At 69.3% G+C, this 17,031-nt stretch carries 19 protein-coding genes and 2 pseudogenes; 11 read left to right on the top strand and 10 right to left on the bottom strand.

The window, feature by feature from the left end; translation table 11 throughout:
- Nucleotides 1-3: 3 nt before the first annotated feature.
- Together OG276_RS38290 and OG276_RS38285 are read right to left on the bottom strand one after the other, a co-directional pair.
- Nucleotides 4-648 (bottom strand): response regulator transcription factor, encoded by a 645-nt coding sequence (locus tag OG276_RS38290; protein WP_266914009.1) that lies wholly within the window; start codon nt 646-648, stop codon nt 4-6.
- Entirely contained in the window at nt 639-1,850 is a 1,212-nt protein-coding gene (locus OG276_RS38285; protein ID WP_266914008.1) for a sensor histidine kinase, read from the bottom strand. Before OG276_RS38285 ends, OG276_RS38290 begins: the two co-directional genes overlap by 10 nt.
- A 314-nt stretch (nt 1,851-2,164) precedes the next feature.
- Between OG276_RS38285 and OG276_RS38280 the strand changes: the two genes are divergently transcribed.
- Nucleotides 2,165-2,512 (top strand): hypothetical protein, encoded by a 348-nt coding sequence (locus OG276_RS38280; RefSeq protein ID WP_266914007.1) that lies wholly within the window; start codon nt 2,165-2,167, stop codon nt 2,510-2,512.
- 168 nt (nt 2,513-2,680) lie between these two features.
- Nucleotides 2,681-3,727, top strand: coding sequence for a hypothetical protein (locus OG276_RS38275; RefSeq protein WP_266914005.1), 1,047 nt, complete (start codon nt 2,681-2,683; stop codon nt 3,725-3,727).
- Nucleotides 3,728-3,757: 30 nt separating this feature from the next.
- Here OG276_RS38275 and OG276_RS38270 read toward each other — a convergent pair.
- Nucleotides 3,758-4,018 (bottom strand): annotated as a pseudogene (locus OG276_RS38270) (Tn3 family transposase); the annotation flags it as partial.
- A gap of 674 nt (nt 4,019-4,692) precedes the next feature.
- A complete protein-coding gene (locus OG276_RS38265; protein WP_266914003.1) occupies nt 4,693-5,952 on the bottom strand; it encodes a DUF2716 domain-containing protein in 1,260 nt (419 codons plus the stop codon).
- A gap of 156 nt (nt 5,953-6,108) precedes the next feature.
- Between OG276_RS38265 and OG276_RS38260 the strand changes: the two genes are divergently transcribed.
- Genes OG276_RS38260 through OG276_RS38250 form a run of 3 tightly spaced genes read left to right on the top strand, consistent with a single transcriptional unit; the run spans nt 6,109 to nt 6,841 of the window.
- Nucleotides 6,109-6,345 (top strand): hypothetical protein, encoded by a 237-nt coding sequence (locus tag OG276_RS38260; RefSeq protein ID WP_266914001.1) that lies wholly within the window; start codon nt 6,109-6,111, stop codon nt 6,343-6,345.
- Nucleotides 6,342-6,614 (top strand): LexA family transcriptional regulator, encoded by a 273-nt coding sequence (locus tag OG276_RS38255; protein WP_266913999.1) that lies wholly within the window; start codon nt 6,342-6,344, stop codon nt 6,612-6,614. The genes OG276_RS38260 and OG276_RS38255 overlap by 4 nt, the downstream gene beginning before the upstream one ends.
- On the top strand, nt 6,611-6,841 hold the full coding sequence (locus tag OG276_RS38250) for a hypothetical protein (RefSeq protein ID WP_266913997.1): 231 nt from the start codon (nt 6,611-6,613) through the stop codon (nt 6,839-6,841). The genes OG276_RS38255 and OG276_RS38250 overlap by 4 nt, the downstream gene beginning before the upstream one ends.
- 60 nt (nt 6,842-6,901) lie before the next feature.
- On the opposite strand, the gene OG276_RS38245 is transcribed toward OG276_RS38250, so the two are convergent.
- Entirely contained in the window at nt 6,902-7,249 is a 348-nt protein-coding gene (locus OG276_RS38245) for a hypothetical protein (RefSeq protein ID WP_266913995.1), read from the bottom strand.
- A gap of 406 nt (nt 7,250-7,655) precedes the next feature.
- On the opposite strand from OG276_RS38245, the gene OG276_RS38240 reads away from it, so the two are divergent.
- The 3 genes from OG276_RS38240 to OG276_RS38230 all read left to right on the top strand — a co-directional run bounded on the left by OG276_RS38240 (nt 7,656) and on the right by OG276_RS38230 (nt 10,716).
- Nucleotides 7,656-8,210, top strand: a complete 555-nt coding sequence (locus OG276_RS38240) for an RICIN domain-containing protein (RefSeq protein WP_266913993.1) — start codon at nt 7,656-7,658, stop codon at nt 8,208-8,210.
- Between the two features lie 1,595 nt (nt 8,211-9,805).
- Complete coding sequence (locus OG276_RS38235) at nt 9,806-10,213, top strand: peptidoglycan-binding protein (RefSeq protein WP_266913991.1); 408 nt, start codon at nt 9,806-9,808, stop codon at nt 10,211-10,213.
- A gap of 53 nt (nt 10,214-10,266) precedes the next feature.
- The gene (locus tag OG276_RS38230) at nt 10,267-10,716 is read left to right on the top strand and encodes a peptidoglycan-binding protein (RefSeq protein WP_266913989.1); all 450 of its coding nucleotides are present in this window, start codon (nt 10,267-10,269) and stop codon (nt 10,714-10,716) included.
- A gap of 140 nt (nt 10,717-10,856) precedes the next feature.
- Here the strand turns inward: OG276_RS38230 and OG276_RS38225 are convergent, their stop codons facing one another.
- Nucleotides 10,857-11,783, bottom strand: coding sequence for a hypothetical protein (locus tag OG276_RS38225; RefSeq protein ID WP_266913987.1), 927 nt, complete (start codon nt 11,781-11,783; stop codon nt 10,857-10,859).
- Nucleotides 11,784-12,203: 420 nt separating this feature from the next.
- Between OG276_RS38225 and OG276_RS38220 the strand changes: the two are divergent.
- Both OG276_RS38220 and OG276_RS38215 read left to right on the top strand, forming a co-directional pair.
- A pseudogene (locus tag OG276_RS38220) lies at nt 12,204-12,326 on the top strand (DUF664 domain-containing protein); the annotation flags it as partial.
- A gap of 143 nt (nt 12,327-12,469) precedes the next feature.
- Nucleotides 12,470-13,123, top strand: coding sequence for a hypothetical protein (locus OG276_RS38215; RefSeq protein WP_266913985.1), 654 nt, complete (start codon nt 12,470-12,472; stop codon nt 13,121-13,123).
- A gap of 528 nt (nt 13,124-13,651) precedes the next feature.
- Here the strand turns inward: OG276_RS38215 and OG276_RS38210 are convergent.
- The 4 genes from OG276_RS38210 to OG276_RS38195 form a co-directional block, all read right to left on the bottom strand.
- On the bottom strand, nt 13,652-14,044 hold the full coding sequence (locus OG276_RS38210) for a CPCC family cysteine-rich protein (protein ID WP_266913983.1): 393 nt from the start codon (nt 14,042-14,044) through the stop codon (nt 13,652-13,654).
- Nucleotides 14,041-14,343 (bottom strand): hypothetical protein, encoded by a 303-nt coding sequence (locus tag OG276_RS38205; RefSeq protein WP_266913981.1) that lies wholly within the window; start codon nt 14,341-14,343, stop codon nt 14,041-14,043. The genes OG276_RS38210 and OG276_RS38205 overlap by 4 nt, the downstream gene beginning before the upstream one ends.
- Before the next feature lie 66 nt (nt 14,344-14,409).
- Nucleotides 14,410-14,886 carry a hypothetical protein gene (locus tag OG276_RS38200; RefSeq protein ID WP_266913979.1) on the bottom strand — a complete coding sequence of 159 codons (477 nt, stop codon included), beginning with the start codon at nt 14,884-14,886 and terminating at the stop codon, nt 14,410-14,412.
- A gap of 72 nt (nt 14,887-14,958) precedes the next feature.
- On the bottom strand, nt 14,959-15,555 hold the full coding sequence (locus OG276_RS38195) for a hypothetical protein (RefSeq protein ID WP_266913977.1): 597 nt from the start codon (nt 15,553-15,555) through the stop codon (nt 14,959-14,961).
- Between the two features lie 944 nt (nt 15,556-16,499).
- Between OG276_RS38195 and OG276_RS38190 the strand changes: the two genes are divergently transcribed.
- Nucleotides 16,500-16,799, top strand: coding sequence for a hypothetical protein (locus OG276_RS38190; RefSeq protein ID WP_266913976.1), 300 nt, complete (start codon nt 16,500-16,502; stop codon nt 16,797-16,799).
- The last annotated feature ends 232 nt before the right edge of the window (nt 16,800-17,031 follow it).

Here is a 17,031-nt window from a genome sequence, read left to right as displayed (position 1 = left end):
CTTTCAAGCTCCCAAGTAGCGCAGGACTGCCCGGACCCGGCGGTTCTCGCCGTCCTCCGGGTGCAGTCCGAACTTCGCGAAAATGTTGCTGATGTGTTTTTCGACTGCGGCGGGACCGATGACCAGTTGTGCGGCGATCCCCGAGTTCGAACGGCCCTCGGCCATGCCTGACAGGACGTCCTTCTCCCGGGGGGACAGCGCGGTGAGCGGGTCCCGCTTGCGGGTGCGCGCCAGAACCTGCTTGACCACCTCGGGATCGAGGACGGTGTCCCCCAGCGTGATCCGCTTCAGGGCGTCGACGAAGTCGTCGACGTCGGAGACCCGGTCCTTGAGCAGATAGCCGACCCCTCTGGTGTCGTCGGCGATCAAGTCGATGGCGTAGCTCTCCTCGACGTACTGGGAGAGGACGAGCACGCCGACCTCGGGCCAGCGGTTACGGATGACCAGTGCGGCGCGCAGACCCTCGTCGACGAAGGTGGGCGGCATGCGTACGTCGACAACGCACACGTCGGGATGGTGCTCGGCGACGGCTCTCAGCAAGGCTTCGCCGTCGCCGACCGCGTCCACCACCTCGATGCCCTGCTCCTCCAGGAGCAGGGCGATCCCCTGCCGCAGCAGCGTGGAATCCTCGGCGATCACTACGCGCATTTCATGTCCACTTCGATGAGGGTCGGCCCGCCGACCGGGCTGGAGACCGTCAGCTTGCCGTCGACCCCGGAGACCCGGTCCGCGAGGCCGCTCAGGCCGCTGCCCCGCCCGAGGGTCGCCCCGCCGATACCGTTGTCGCCGATCGTCACCGTCAGTCGGTCGTCGATACGGCGGATCGTCACCCAGGCGGTGTTCGCCGCGGCGTGCTTGGCCACGTTGGTCAGGGCCTCGCTCACCACGAAATAGGCGATGCCCTCAACCGTGGTGGACGGCCTCGGTACGGCATCGACGTCGATCGTGACCGGGATCGGGGAACGGGCGGCCACCGCGGACAGCGCGGCGTCCAGCCCCCGGTCGGTGAGGACCGGCGGGTGCAGTCCCCGGGTCAGGTCGCGCAGCTCGGTGATGGCCTGGCGGGCTTCGCTGCGGGCACTCTCGATCAGCTCCACGGTTTCGGGGTGTCCCGCGCCCTTGAGCCGTGAGCTGGCCCGGCCCAAAGTCATTGCCATGGCGACGAGACGCTGCTGCGCACCGTCGTGCAGATCGCGCTCGATCCGCCGCCTCTCGGCCTCCGCGGCGTCGACCACCCGTGCCCGGCTGGCCGTCAGGTACGCGACCTGCTGGGTGAGTCGGGTGTCCCGGGATGTGGCGACCAGAGTGCGGGCGAGGGAGATGTCCAGGGCTCGCAGGATGCGTACCACCACCGGTGACACCGTCAGGCCGGCAAGCACTCCGACCGCCGCGACGGCCCAGGCCGTGCCCGTGTTGTCGATGTTCAGCGGACCGATCGCGGCCCGCCCCAGGGGCAGCTCCGCGTAGTAGAAGGGCAGCAGGGCCAGCATCATCGGGCCGGCCCAGGCCAGGGCGACCGCGACCACGTTCAGGGCAGACACCGGGATCAGCAGCGCGAAGTAGCAGGCCTGCCGCCGCGTCGAGCGGCTGGTCAGCACGGTGAGCGTGGACCGCAGCAGGTTCACGGACAGTTCCGGAGCCGGCTGTGCGGGAATCTCCAGCCCGCACAGGATGGCGTACCGGTCGCGCTCGGCATCGGCGAGCCGATGGAGCAGCCAGGCCGCCGCGATCACCAGCGGTGCGCCGATGAGGGCGACCGGCAGCAGGCAGATGCCGGTCACCAGCAGCATCAGCACGGCGAAGCCGGCGAGCGCGGATATGCCGTCGGCCGCCAGGTGCGCGGACGCCAACCACAGCTGGGGCGATTTCAGGGCCCGCACGGGATTGCGCGGCAGAACCTGGCCCGGGGTACCCGTCTGCGAATTCGGCTTCCCGGTCACCTGATCCGGCCCGCACCACCTGTCGGGGCCGGCATCCCGGCTCCTGTACTCGTCCATCGCGGTCCCATGCTTCTCGATTCATCCGCTGACTCCGAAAACACTAGGCGGGTGGCCCGCGTCAGCGGCACGCGGACAACCCACGAGTCCGAGGTAGGGAAAACCCACCGCCGGTCCGTGGGCAGGCAGGCCTGGCAGCGGAGGCTTTGACGGACAGAGTTGTGGCCATGGCAGCGAACCAGTTGATGACGGAGGACAGCTCGATGACCACAACCCGGGTGTCCTGCGGCGATCCGCTTCTCTTTGAGGGCCGCTTCGGCGACCTCATCGACGACCGTGTGGCCGAGGCTCTCGACGAGCTCCTCGGCGAGAGCCTCGACGCGGCCATCGCCGCGCGGCTCGGGCGGTACCGAAAGCGGGACTGGCCCTTGATGGTGTTGCTGGTCGCGATGGTGTCCGGCCTGTCCGTGGTGCTGGTGGACCACCCCGGCGCCGTGGCGACGCTGTGGGTGGCCGCGGCGGTCATCTGCGCCTGCCGGACGCGGATCTGCCGGCCGTACGGCCCTGGCAGGTGAGCACCAGCAGTACGGCGCCCCCACCGTGCCGCAGCGCCTCCCCCGGAGGCTCCGTCATCGGCCCCCAACTCCCAGCCCTTCCACCCTGCACGTCTACGACGCAACCTGCGGCACTGGCTGCGTCAACGACGAGCTCCGTTGTCAGAGTCACTTGGCAAGATCGCGGCTATGAACAGCACTCCGACGACGCCTCCCCGACCGTACGACGTCACCGTGATCTTCCCACAGCTCGCTCCGCTGGCCCGCACGGCGACCCGGTTGCACCCCCGCCGGGGGACCCCGTCACCGCAGGACAGCTCCATCGGCGGACCGCTGCTGTGGCCCGCCGGCGAGCCGTGGCCGCACTGCGAGGGACCTCATGTGGTGGACGGGAACGACCTGGCCCTGTCGCCGGCGGACGTGAGGCTAAAGCGGCGAATCACTACCGCCTCCCGCGGACGGATCCTGACCGAGCAGGAACGAGAAACCCTGGAGCGGATCATCCCTCCCCGGAAACACCCCGTGAAGGTCGCGATCGGTCCGTATGAGGGTTCCATCGCGATGCTGCCGGTCGCGCAGCTGTACAAGCGGGACGTGCCCGATCTGCCCATACCCGAAGGAATGGACCTGCTCCAGGTCCTGTGGTGCCCCTTCGACCACCCGATCATGCCCAAGACCGCGCTGTTCTGGCGGTCGGCAGCCACGGTCACCGACATCCTCGCCACGCCCCCCGAACCGCCCGCGATGCAGTTCGACGACTATCTCCCCGAGCCGTGCCTGCTCCACCCGGAGCAGGTCACCGAATACCCCGACCACCTGGAGGTGAGCAAGGAACTGCAGGAGCAGCTGGGGAACCTGAGCGTGTGGCAGGCCGCCAACGTGGAGATGGACAGCGAAGAACTTCCGTGGCCGGAGGAGTTCTACGACAAAGAACTGGCCGGCGCGCCCGGCTGGAAGGTCGGCGGCTGGCCACGGTGGACTACCACCGACCCGGGCCCCCGGCCCTGCCCGACCTGCGGCAGAGACATGGACGCCCTGCTCACCATCGCCACGTACGAGGACAACGACGACAGCAGTTGGCTCGCACACCAGGAACCGGAAGATGCATCACTTCCAGGCTTCGACCCCTACGAACGGAGCCAGCCCACTGCCGTCCAGATCGGCCGCGGCTACGACCAGCAGCTCTACGTCTGCCCTGCGGCGCCCGAGCACCCCCACTCCGAGCTGATGCACTAGCCATCTACACGAGACCGGGCCTGTCCCTCCCTACCCGTCGTCGTCCTCGTCGAGCTCGACCGCATCAGGGTCCCGTAGCGGCCGCAAGCCGCCGACCGCCGGGGTGGAGGCGGTGAAGCTGTAGCGGCCGAGCACGTTGAGATTCGCATGCTTGAGCGGGGAGAGCCGGGCGATGTCCTCGTCCCGCGGCTCGTGGCCCTCGGCACGGAGCTGGGCGACGACGGCGTCGATGTACTTCGTGGTCCAGAGCACGATGGCGTTGAGGACCAGGCCGAGCGCGCCGAGCTGGTCCGTCGAGGGGAGAACGCTCGTTGCGGCGTGCACCTCGGCGTCCCGACTGTTGGCCCTCCCCCGCGGGGTCGGACTGGTCGCCGTTCTGCTCGATGTGCGCCATCTTCAGTTGTTCCTTCCGTTCACCGACGCCGTGTGCGCCCGTCGAAGGCGGGGTCTGGTTGAAGAACCCGCCATCTGCGATGCGCCCGCGGTGAACTGCGAACAACCGGAAGTCTATGTGGCGTTAGGGGGGCCGCCCCAATCGAGGCGGGGTCCCGCGCGCCGCTCACAACCAAGGATTCGATGGTGACCTGGGTGTTGCGGGAGGTCCGTTGCTTTAAGGGGACACCTCACCTGCGACGGGATATGACGAGCGGTCATACGACTGTGGAAGAAGTGAACGGAATCCTCGGCGCCCTACATTCACCGGTTTGCCTGACGGCAAGATCCTTTGTTGGCTCAGGGCACTCCGGAGCCCCGGGGTGGGCTCCGGGGTGCCTTCCGAACTGATCAGATGACGTCAGACCCATCGGAACCAACAGGGTCAACTGTGACTTAGCGCCGTACTTGGCCCGTCCGGCCAACTACACCGCTCAGCTCGTGCCGCGGCGACTGAGGCCCAGTAAGAGATCCTGGGCTGTCGCTGTGCCCGTATCCCGAGTTGAGGGAGACGCAACGCAGGGCCGATACCGTCACTCGCGGTGCCTGATCGGAGTTCCAAGGAGTTCGGTTAGGTCCGCCTCGACGGCCGCAAGCAGCGTCGGTCCCCAGACGGTCAGTGTCTGTTCCCACGGGTGGCCGAAGATGCCCAAGCGCAGGTCTTCGGTGATGTGGAGGTAGTAGTCACCGTTGGGGAAGGTGCCCTTGCCGGGTCGGGGCGGCCGGCCGGGGACGTCGGTGCGGCGGGGGTCGTAGCGGTAGCCGTCGTGATTCCAGTCGAGCCAGTGGATGAACTCCCCGGGCTCGGTGGCGGTGAGCAGTCCGCGGTGGACGATCGCGTCGAGCCGTTCGGGGAGGTCGGGGACGAGCCGGTGGTGGGAGTGCAGGTTCCAGACCGCGGAGGGAACGGGGTCGGTGATCGCGGGCCGGTAGGTGGTGCTCGGCTTGAAGTCGAAGTCTGCGTAGAAGCGGTCCCACAGAGGGCCGTCGTCGTGGAGCCAGTCGAGAAATTGTGCGGGGCGGGTGGTCTCGGGGCTGCCCGGCGGGCTCCAGTGGTAGGAGCGGACGGTGGCGGCCTCGGTGAAGCCGGCCTCCAGGAGGCTCTCGCGCAGGGAGCCCCCGGCCTCGGCGAGCAAGGGGTGCCCGAGCCAGGCGCTCTGGCGCCAACGGTCGGTGCAGGCTCTGACGAAGTCCGGATCATCGCTGGTGAGGCCACCGATGAGGGTGAAGGGAATCTCATCGCCGTGCGCCCAGGCGACCTCGGTGACAATCCCGTCCCTCAGCAGGACCTCGATGAGGACGTCGCCCTCGTCCGAAGAGCCGTCCGCGATCATTTCTGCGTACGGTGCTGCGTGGGGGCCGGGGGAACCGACGGCGATCTCCCAGGCCCGCTGGGCCTGGTCCCGCACCCGGTACAGGTCGTGCACCCCCTCCCTGGGCTCCGCCACGTCAACGGGCTGCTCGCGGGGCAGCGGGGCGGCGATCAGCACGGAGCGCTCCCAGCCCGGGGTGAACCCCGCCGCTGTCAGTTCCTGTCCCAGGTCGGGCACGTCGTGCCCGTACACCTTCCACTCCACCGGCTCACCGCGCTCCGCGAAGGCGGTCTGCTGGCGTCGCACCAACGCGGCGGTGTCCGTGCCGGGGCCGAGGGGAGCGTGCTCAGCGGTGCCGTGCGTGCCGTAGTGCCGGCGGACGACAGGCCCGTCCGCCTCGACGACCACCCCGACCGGATGCCACGCGGGAACCCGCCCCCGCAGCCCCTCGTACATCGCCCACCATTCACCCAGGTCCATGATCAGGAGCCTAGACGGGCCCCGCACGGGCCAAGTGGAACGCTCAGGGGCCAGTAGACCGCTCAAGGGCCAACTTCAGCGCTTAGTCACATCAACGGCGCGCCACTCAGAAGTGTCGCCTTGCCTCTAAATTCGAACATGTGAGCTACTGAGGAGATGGCTCCACTTTTCCCCCACGACCTGATCCGCCTCCAGTACGAGTGGATCCGCACCTACGAGGCGCTCGCCCGGCTCGCCCCCACGCAGGGCGCCACCGGCCTGCGCCGCCGGCTCATCGAACTGTCCGAGGAGCTGGCCGCCCACCCCTACTGGGCAGCCCCCGGGCGTTTACCCGCCACGCGCGCCGAGCTGGTGCGCCAGGCCCGCGAGTACGGCTGGGAGGCGGCGGCATGATCCGGCTCAAGGCCCGCGGACTCCTGATCCTCGAATCGATCTCCAGCTACATCGCGGTGCACGGCACGGGCCCGACGGTCCGGGAGATCGGGGTGATGGCCGGGCTTTCGAGCACCTCCTCCGTCGTGTACCAGCTGGCACAGCTGGAGGCGGGCGGACTGCTGGTACGGGGGACGCGGTCCTGGAGCAGCGTGGAGCTGACCGGCTCTGCGCGGCGCCGCCTCGCCGCCGCGCAGAGCGCCACAGCTACGCAGACGCCGTCCGGATGACCATGTTCCTGGTCGTCCTCCAGCACACGGAGGGCGGCACCGCGACCATGGGCGAGTGGGCAGTCGAGGACACGGCACGGCGTACCTACCGACGATGGCTCGGGTTGTACGGGAGCCAGCCCACCGCGGTCATCCAGCTCATCGAGGAAACCGCCGAGGGACGTCAGGTGCTGCGGATATGGACCAACCAGGGCGAGACCGTTGAGGAGCCCGAATCGCGTAGTTGAGCCCGCCAAGGTTCGGTCGCCTGACCACCCAGACACCTGGTCAGGCGCTGCGGCGCCGCTTTACCGTTGAGGCCGTCTTCTTGGCGGCGGGTTTCTTGGCGCTGGCGGCAGCTCGGCCGGCTTCTTGGCGGCCGTCTTCTTGCTGCTGGGCAGCGGGTGCACGGTGCCCGCCTCGCCGAGGGCCGCGTCCTCCTCCTCCTCCTCCTCCTCCTCCTCCTCCTCCTCCTCCTCCTCCTCCTCCTCCTCCTCCTCCTCCTCCTCCTCCTCCTCCTCCTCCTCCTCCTCCTCCTCCTCCTCCTCCTCCTCCTCCTCCTCCTCCTCGGAGACGACCGCGTCGGGGACGGGCATCTGGGAGGCGGAGCGGATCTCGTCGGCCGGACGAATGACCGCCGAGGGCGTCGGCGACATCGTCAGCCGAGCTGCCCGTCGCGCAGGCCTGCTCCGCCCCGACGAGCCCCCGTCCCGCAGGTACCTGCGGAGTCAGCCACTGCGCCCCGACCCCTCCGTGATCAGGAACCCAAGCCGTTCGGCACTTCCGCGCACACGGCGGATTCACGCCTACCGGGCCTGCGGACGGATTGTTTCGCCGCCGGACCGGGGCAGCGCAACAACCGGTGGCCTGCGAAAACTTGGGGTGCAACGGCCCAGCCGAGCGTTCGAGTCCCACTCGGCGGGGCAGCCAGACGTCGATTTCGCCCCCGCACCCGGGCCACCGGGGTGACCCGCGGAGAGCTGAAGCTCTTCAGGACAGGGGGCGCCCGGCCCGTGAAAACGTGCCGACCGCCAAGCAAGTCCTCCTACCGGAAGGAATCCCATGGTCGCCAAGAGCTTCACCCGCGTCGGAACCGCGTTAGGCGCGTTGTGCGCCGCGTTCGCCTTCGGTGCCGCGCCCGCGCACGCCGGGACGACGGCCTCGTACGGGCCCTACCTGATCGCCAACAACGTCACCGGCAAGTGCGTGGACATCCCCGGCCTCGGGGCCGGCCCTGTCAACGGCCCCGTGAACCAGTACACCTGCGACGGCTCCGCCAACGACAACCAGCGCTTCTGGTTCGACCACCAGGCCACCACCTCAAACGGCACAGCGCTCTACACGATCCGCAATTCCAAGGACGGGCTCTGCCTCGACGTACCCGACTACGGCAACGTCCCGGCCGGTGCGAAGGTCAGCGAGTACTGGTGCCGGCCGAGCGGCGACAACCAGCTGTACTGGCTCTCCACCCGCCCCGACGGCCACAACTGGCTGGTCAACTACGTCAGCGGCCTCTGCCTGGACGTGGACGGCGTCCGTACCGGCGGCAACGACGCCCGCCTGACGCTGTACTACTGCAGTGACACCGACGACCACCACTGGCAACTCCTGGCCTGACCCACACCCCGCGCGCGAGGCGCCGTTCGCATGGGTCTCCACGCGAACTGTCTTCGGGAGCGCTGCGCCGCGACCTCTGTATACGGCCTTGGGGACCAGCGGGGCATCGGTCAGCGCTGCGGCCGCCCCCGCCCCGCTGGTCCCCATGGCCGGGGAACCCTGCACGGCGGCCTGCAGCCCTGTGGCGACCACGCCGGAGGCGCCCGAGCGCGAACGCGACCAGTCCGAGGACAGCTGTCTCCCTGGTAGAGGCCACCAGCAGGCTGACGACGGCCGCCGGCCCCACGGATCCCACCGGCCCGGAGGGATCCCCCTCGGCGGCGCCGTCTCCCACCACTCTTCATGCCTTTGCCTGCCGCAGGCCGGGCCGAAAACTGGTGGACCTACTCCAGCCCCGGCCTGCGGGTACCAGCCAATCGCGCACCGGTTTCCTCCACCAACTTCTGGTGGCCGGTCTGGTGGGTTCGTGGGCCCCGCAGACCTCCAAGCCCGGAGGGCGCCCCGACCACCATCACTCACCATCTGCATGCCTCTACTTGCCGAAGAACAGGGCCAGTGCTGGTCACCGACCGAAACCCCGTGCGCCGCTGCCGACGCGCACCTTCTCGCTGGCGGCGCTGCCACTCAGGACGGGGCCGGCGGGGTACGGGCCGATGTGGGACAGGTCAGCTCCCGGCACCCCGGACAGGGACGTCCCGGACGGCTCCCCTCTCCTCGCCTCGCCTCGCCTCGGGTCCTCTGGGCGACGCGGGCCGACAGGCTGGGGCATACCCCGCAGTCCTGAGCAGATGTAGTCGCAAACGCTGCCTCTCATAGTCCGGTGCGCAAGGTCCGTCGCTGGTCGGGCAGACACCGCCCAAGCTCGTACGGCCCCTCGGTACAGCCGCAGGGAACCTCCAGGTCGCCCTCGCGTTCCCGGTCGTTGAAGGCGGCGTCGCCCCGCCGGAGTTCCGTTTTCTACAAGACTCGCCGCGGGGAACTCCATCAGACTCATGCCGCGTACCTCGCCGAGCCGCCTTCTCCCCTCCATCGGTCGGGCCGGCAAGTGCACCTACGGATTCGCTCAACGCTCTCCGCCAGCACCAGTGCTCCGGCTTCCGTCGGATCCACCCAAAACAGACCCATGTGAATCCAACCTGAGGTGGCTCCGCCATTCACCAGGGCCGGCGGCAGCGTAAGGAACCACGCCAAGCCGGGGCGAACGGCCCCCTGGGTGCGCGTCGGACCAGGTTCGGTGGGGCCAAGTGCACCTTTGAGGCGAACGGATCGAAGGAGACCACGAGCATGCGTATGACAAGACGGCTCACAGGAGCCGTCGGCGATGTCGCACTGACCGGCGGTCTACTGATCCCATCGCTTCCCAGCGCACCGAAAAGGACCGTCGTACCGGCGCCGAACGGCGGCACTCCCCGGACGGGGTCGGCGGGTGGTACAGGACTTCCTCAGCGCCCACCTACCGTCGGTCGATCTCGTCGACAGATGCCCTGCGCAGACCAGCCGCATCGCACGTACAGCGAACGAGCTCCTCCCTGGTTACGGGTTACGAGAAGCCACGACCAGTTGCACACAACGATGACTTACAGGGGGAACCACCCATGCGCATCCGTATTCTCGCGGCGACCACCACCGCCGCGGCCGCTCTGCTGGCCGGTGTTCCGGCCACAGCCGCAGCCGCACAGCCTTCCGTCTCCGCTGCTGCTGCCGCCTGCTCCATCCACTGGAAGAACAGCGGCGGATACTCCGGATTCACCGCGGACTACAGCTGGGCCTGGAACACGGTGGTCGGGCAGGGCGCCACTGGCAACAGCGTCCGTGAGATCCAGTGCCTGGTGAACAACCACGTCTCGTACAACGGGCCGGACCTCGCCGTGGACGGTGACTACGGCACCGCCACCAAGAACGCGGTGCGGACGCTTCAGGCCAACTGGAACCGCGACGTGAGCCCCATCAGCGTCGACGGCGTTGTCGGCCCGCAGACCTGGCGCGTCCTGCGATCCGCCTGATCCGCACCGCACCGGGAATTCCTGACAGAAACCGAGAGAAGCGAGGAAGAACAGTGCGTTTTCCCCTTACGAGGGTCCTTGTATCCGGCGCTGCGGTCATCGGAATCGCCACCGCCAGTCTCGCCGGCGGCGCAAGCGCGGGCTTCGCGGCGTCCCAGCCCTATGTCAAGCCCGTGGTAGGTGTCCAGACCGCCTCCGTCCTGGCGGTGAACAACCTCGGCCTGACCACAACCCAGGCCAAGCACTGGCAGTGCTGGCTGCGTGGGTGGGGTTTCAACCCTGGAACGATCGACGGCCAGCTGGGCACCGACAGCTGGAAGGCGGCCCAGAGGTTCTTCAACTACTACGACGAATACGTCGACGGAAGGCTCGTCGTGGACGGCGTTGTCGGGACCGGAACAGTCAAGGCGTTGCAGAACTGGCTTGGCGTCGGCATCGACGGGGTTGTCGGAACCCAAACACGGGCCGCTTTCGCCAAATTCAACAACACGAACTACTGCTAGTGCTGCGCCCCGGTGCACCACTGCGGTCAGGCACTGGCTAGGACTCTGCCGACATCGTGGCGGGGTGCTGGGGTGGCGGTTCGAAACTCACCAACAAAGCCACGAGGGCCTACTCCCCCGCGCGCGCGGCGATGAGGTCTTCATGCACGGGTGCCTCCGGCGCTCGGGACGTCGGCGGAGGAACCGGCCGCGGGACGGGCAGGGTCCGCCGCTGAGTGGGTGACCGCGTCGGCGGACAGGGTGCGGGCCGCCTCTTCGAGGTCCGGGTGCGTCGCGGCCACGCTGCGCAGGATCCGCAGCAGGGACTGGGGTTCCAGGGGGCGGCCGTTGACGGTCGTGAAAAGGTGGCCGGTGTCGGGGAGGGCGGCCGCGCGCTGGGGCAGGTACTCGTCGATGGCGCGGACGCCGTCGTGGTGTACGGGCTGCAGGCGTGTCGCGTCGCTGGCGGCGTTCTTCTGGGGGACGTCCCAGGTGGTGCGGTGCTGTTCCTGGTGGCGGCCCCTCAGCCGCATGGCGGCGATCTGGCCGGGCCGCAGGACGTCGGCCTCCGAGCTCCGTCCCCCCAGGTAGTGGTTCAGGCAGAGGTATACGAGGGCCCGGGCGCGGTGCGGGCCCTCGCGCCGGGTGCCCTGGTAGCGGTCGGCGGCCTGGGCGAGCCAGCGGCACTGGTCGGGGGTCCAGAGCTCACGCCCGAGCAGCCCGGCGGCGAAGTTCCCGCCGCGCTGGAACTGCAGCGACCTGGCGGTGCCGATCGGCACGAGACCGGGCCCGCCCGCGCCCGCCGGGGTTTCGAGCCAGCGGTAGAAGGACCGTACGGCCCCGCAGGCGTCGCGCGAGCGGGCGGCGCCGGCGTAGCCGACGGCCCACTCCTGCAGGGCCGCCGGGGTGGGCCGGAGGTGGAGCTCGGGGTTCGGCAGACCGCTTTCGGCGCCGCAGCCGACGGTGAGCCAGTGCAGGACGGCCGGCCGGTAGTGCTCGACGGCCTGGTAGCTGAAGTGGCCGCTCGCCTCGGAGTTCGGCCCCGCCAGCCATTCCTCGACCAGCCCTGCGGCGACGTTCTGATCCATCACACCGAATTTGCGGTTCGGCCCGAACGAGGGCGCGGCAGGCTTCGTAGGGGCGGTCGGGCCGAACTCGTCGGGCTCGAACTCCGACTCGGGAGCGCTGTCTCTACTCGGCCACTTTGGGCAGGCCAGCGGCAGTGAGCCGCTCAAGACCGGCATGCAGCTCGGCCTCGCCGACCTCGTCACCAAGGCGGCCTCGGCTGAGCCCGTCGGGCGAGAGGTAGTACGCGGAGCCCACCTGCAGGAGATCGGGCGACGACGAGTTCCGGCCCGCGCCCGGCGAGACCCTGGCCGGGCTGCTGGCCGACTACGAGCTGGTGACCGGGCAGAACGACGAGTCCGTCGCCGGCATCGCCGACCTCGGCCAGGGCGTTCCCGTCCCCCGGGGAGTGCCGTGGTTCCCCCGCCGACGTCGAGGAGTGGTCGGTGCGGTGGGTGCTGCTGCACCTGATCGAGGAGACCGCACGCCACGGCGGCCACGCCGACATCATCCGCGAGATCCTGCACGGCGCCACCCTCTACCTGCTGATGGCCGCCGCCGAGGAGTGGCCCGACCCGTGGTTCGAGCCATGGTTCGAACCACGGGAGCCCGCCGCGCCCGCCGGCTGTGGGCTACGGCCGTCAGAAGTCGTGCCCCATCGGCCGGATACGGTCGAGGCGCTCTTGCGGACCGGTCCTACGCTGGAGGCATGGCCACCGATCCCTTGTTGAGACAAGGCCCCGACTCGACGGACCTGGTCCTGCGCGTCGGCCCGGCCGGGCGGGCGTGGAACGTGCTGACCTCGGCGGGGCCGGCGCTGTTCATCCCGCTCGTTCTGGGCGTGCCGACCCTGCTCGTCGCCTTCTGCATGGCGCTGGCCGGGGCGCGGGCGTCGACCGTGTTCCTGGTGGTGGGGGTGATCGCCGGGCTGGAGTACCTGCTCGGCTGGCCGGCGATGGCCCTTTCCCGGGCTCGGGACATCCTGCGGGTGGAGTTCGCGCCGGCCGGGGTGCCCGCGTCTCTGCGGTTGGTCCGGGCCGCCGGACCGGACGACTGGCTGCCCGTCACGACCCTGAGCGAGGTGCAGCTGACGCACACGGTGGTGGAGCCCTACCAGGGGGACCACAAGCCGGCCGTCTCCACGCTCACGCTGGAACTCGTCCTGCGGGACGTCCCGGAGCGGCTCGACCCGCTCCCGTTCGTCGGCGACCCGCAGCGGCTCGCCGACGCGCTGAAGACTCTGCTCGGCCCGGCTGAGGTCGTGGTGGAACTGCGCACCGAGCGCAGCACGCGCGATCGGCCGCAGCCCAACTCCGGCTGGACCTCCGGCGGTTCGGCCTCGGCCAACTCAGGTGGCGGCTGACCCCGAGCTGCCCGTGGCGCTCCCCCGATGTCGAGCCGCCGGGTCGGCTCGGCCGCAGCCGGGCCTCCGGCCACGTCACCGCGTGGTCGAACAGTGCCACCGGCCCCTCGGCGTGCGTCCACGCCCGCCCGTACAGAAGGCCGCGGAACTCCCGCCCCCCACTTACGGTCGGCGACGTCCCCGGTACTTGAACCGCTCTTGGATCTCCGCCGCATCCTCGTACGGTGTCCTGCGCCGCTCCGGGTACCGCTTCACGCACGAAGCGTCCACGATGCCAGCTGCCCGGCCAGGCCTCCCACGGCACCGCGAGCGGGTCCTCACCCAGCACCCGGCCGACGTAGCGGACCGTGCAGATCTGCACCGCCATCTCCAGCCGGTGCGCGTCCATGATCGATCTCGGCGGCACTCTGTACCGCACCTACTCACACCCGGCCGACGGGACGACGCGGCAGCTAAGGGGCAAGTCGCACGCGAGCAGATTTTCGACGGGCTCCTCCACCGACTTGACGAACAGGCCGGGTGACGACGTCACTGAACGGGACGCCAGAATCCGGTGCTTCGATATCGCCACCAGTAAAGGACAGTGCGGTCGTCAGGCCAGGCGGCCAGTTGCACGGCCTTGGGCTCGAAGTGGTCACGGTCGGTATCAATGGGGCGCCAGCTCGGGTCCAGCGGCTCGTCGTCCTCGGGATGCCTAACGTGCTCCAGGGATCGCTCGTCGCATGCGCCCCAATCCTGGAGGTTCTGCTGGGCCCCGATCAGCGAAGGCCGGTTGGCGCCACCTGAGTAGTCCGGCCAGCGCAGCTGGATGACGTCGTCCTCCCAGAAGCAGACCGGGCAGATCTGATACGAGCCGGGCCCGTCGTTCATCGTCAGGTGGCCGCAGCACACGCAGGGGTACTTCAGGATCACGTCCGTCATGCCTCCCACAGGATCCCGTACACCTTACGGAACCCCGTGACGTCCGCCAGCAACTCCACTTTCTCCGGGTGCGTCATCCGCTCGTTGTACTGCCGGAACGCGGTTTGCCAGGCCGCGGTCATCAGGTACGGCACCAGATGTCTGTTGTGCTCTCCCTCGGCGTCCAGGCCCTGACTGACCAGGTCCACCACGGTCTCGAACGGCAGAGCGGCGAACGCCGCGCGTTCCTCACGAGCCTTGTGCTGGTCGACGGCGCGGTGATACTCGATCGCCTCGGTGAGTAGCCGGTGACGGTACACTGTCACTCCTTCGCCTGTCTCCGCCGGTCGTTTCGCCGGCGGCTCTGCGGATGGTTCGTGTGGGGCTTAGAGGTCGGGCAGGATCCGCATCCCGGTCTTGTCCAAGAGCGTCACCGACACCGTCACGTCGCTGCCCGGCCTGTACGCGTCCAGCGGCCCCGACTCCACTGGGATGACCTGCGGCTGACCGGGCTTGAGCGTCGCGTAACCGTCCTTGGCCACCGTCTTCCCCGGCAGGTGCGCCGAGTCGTAAGTAAAGGTCGCCGACCACTGGACGTAAGTGGTCTCCGCCTCGGGCGCGGTCAGCGTGAAGACGGTCCCGGCGGTGGTCGTCTCGCCGGTGGTGATGCAGGTGACCGGCCCGGTCGCCACCTCCCCGTACACGTAGGTGAACGGGAAGCCGGTCGGGTCGGCCTGCGCCTGCGCAGTGAAGCATCTCGGCGAGGCGGCTTTGTCGTCGGCGCCGGCGCAGCCGGTCAGCACGGGAACGGCCAGGAGGAGCGCCACGGCGGCCGTCGTCGTGGTGGTGGTGCGGTGGATCATCGGGGTGGTCTCCTGCTCGGGGATTGTGCGGCCTCGCCGGATTCGCGCCGGCGAGGCCGCACGGGCGGCGCCTTACGGGCAGTTCTCTTCGGTCTTGACCGTGTCGAACACGACTCGGCTGGTGAGGTCGTGAGTTCCCGGCTTCGGGGTCTGCGCGCAGACCTTCCAGTTCCGGTCAAGGACCTGCATACGGCCCGCGCCGGTGGCGTCGGTCGAAGACAGGATGTAGAAACCGGCGGCCTGCGCCCCGTCCTGCGCGGCCTGGAGCTGCTTGCCGACGAAGTCGGGCAGGGTGCCGGTCGCTGGGGCCGGAGCGGGGGCGGGGGCCTGCGTGGTCTGCGCCGGCGCGGGGGCGGGCACGGGGGCCGCAGACGTAGCGGCCGCGGCCGCGGGCGCGGTCACGGTGACCGCGGGACCGGGAACGGTCTCGGTCACGGTGACCGTGGGCCCCGGAACGGGAACTTCCTTGCGGTCGGGGGCGGCTATCGCCCCGATGACGGACAGCAGGACGAACGCGCCGAACAGCCCGCCGCAGCCCACACCGACCTTCTTACCGGTGGTCCACGCCTGCTTGGGTGCCGGTGAAGGCCCCCACGCGGGCGGCGGGGTCTGGGGGCCGGGCTGGTACTGGTTCTGGTTCTGGTTCTGGTCGTACGGGTGCTGCGTCACGTTGAGGTTCTCCGTGCTGGGAAGGTGTGCCCGCAGGCGGGCGAGGATCGGGTGCCGGGGGTGCTCGGGTGGAGCGCTGGCCCCGGTACGGGCCGCTCTCACCGGCGCGCGGGGTGAGGCGGGCCAAGGCGGCGATCGCGGCCGCGTAGTCGGGCTGTTCTGCCCGCTCTACCCGCACCGCCTGTACCCGCCGGTTGGTGTGCTGGCGGAGTACCGAGGAGAGGTTACGCGCTGGTCCTGGCACGGTTTGCCGTCGGGTCGACGCCTGCCTGAGGGCAGCGGCCACTCCGCGACCGGCGGCCGCGATCCGCTCGGCGGCACGGCTCACGACCCGGTACAGATAGGCCTTCGCGTGGGCGTCCCAGCGCTCTTCTACCCGAAGGCCCTTGAACGTCCGGCCGATGTGGGGGCGCAGCACGAGGCGCCCGAAGTGCCGGTGACCGGTCCCCGAATCCTCGCGGCTCTCCGCCCGGGAGATCAGGTCTTGCGGGACACCCACCGAGGTGATCTGGGAGGGCCGCAGCCAGCCGCCGCCGAGGGTGTCGCGCACGGCGGCCAGGAACCGGCCGTAGTCCCGAACCGTGTCGTCCATCTCCGCGATCCGCTCGGCCCGGTCCGCGTAGGCGCCGGGGGTCCCGGCGTTGTCCAGGATGCTCGCCGTGGTGGTGAGGTAGTCGGAGAACTGTCCGAGCTGGCCGACGCCGCGTGTGCGACGCGCCCCCGCCGGGCGCTGCATCCCAGCCGACCCAACCTGCCCCGGGCGGTCCGGACAAGGCTGTTTATCGGCGGCGGCGGCCGGGATCCCGCCAGAGAGACCCGATCCCGTAGTTGTTTCACCGCCGGAACGGGCCAGCGCAACAACCCGCCGGGCTCACAGACTCGCTACTGAACCCGCCGCGTCCGCCGACGTGGACCGCGGACGCCACACGAATCTGGAGAGTCTCGTGAAGAACGGACCAGCGAACACTGCTCTGCGCAGGACGAGCACCTCTGCCGCACTCGCCCTGGTGCTCGTCCTTGGCCTCGGCGGCGCGGCCAACGCCGCCCCCACGCCGGCCAAGCCCACGATCAACGCCGCGCAGGCGACGAAGGCCGCATCGGTGCGGTGGTACTACATGGGCAAGTACCAATGGCACGTGTGCAACGTGTACGGCATCTACTGGATGAGGACCGGTCAGATACGCAACTACCAGTGCCTCATGTACAACCAGTGGACGATGTCCCACATGCTCGTCCTCATGTGAGGCGTCACCCGTCTTCAGGGCAGACCGCCGGGGGCAAGCCCTGCTTGGCGTCCTGCCCTGAAGAACGTATTAATTACTTGTAACAGACTTGGCCCACCACTTCCCCGCCCGCGCTCTACCAAGGTCCGGTGCCCAGAAGTGCGGCGCGAGGCGGGGCCCTGCGCACTCGGGCGAGTGGTTGGGCTGGGGTCTGTTACAGGTAACTAGGTGCTGTGCGATGCAGAGGCAACCA

The organism is Streptomyces sp. NBC_00086 (assembly GCF_026343255.1).
Lineage (GTDB): Bacteria > Actinomycetota > Actinomycetes > Streptomycetales > Streptomycetaceae > Streptomyces.
The sequence above is the reverse complement of the archived record's forward strand: the minus strand, read 5'-3'. Positions and strand labels throughout refer to the sequence as shown.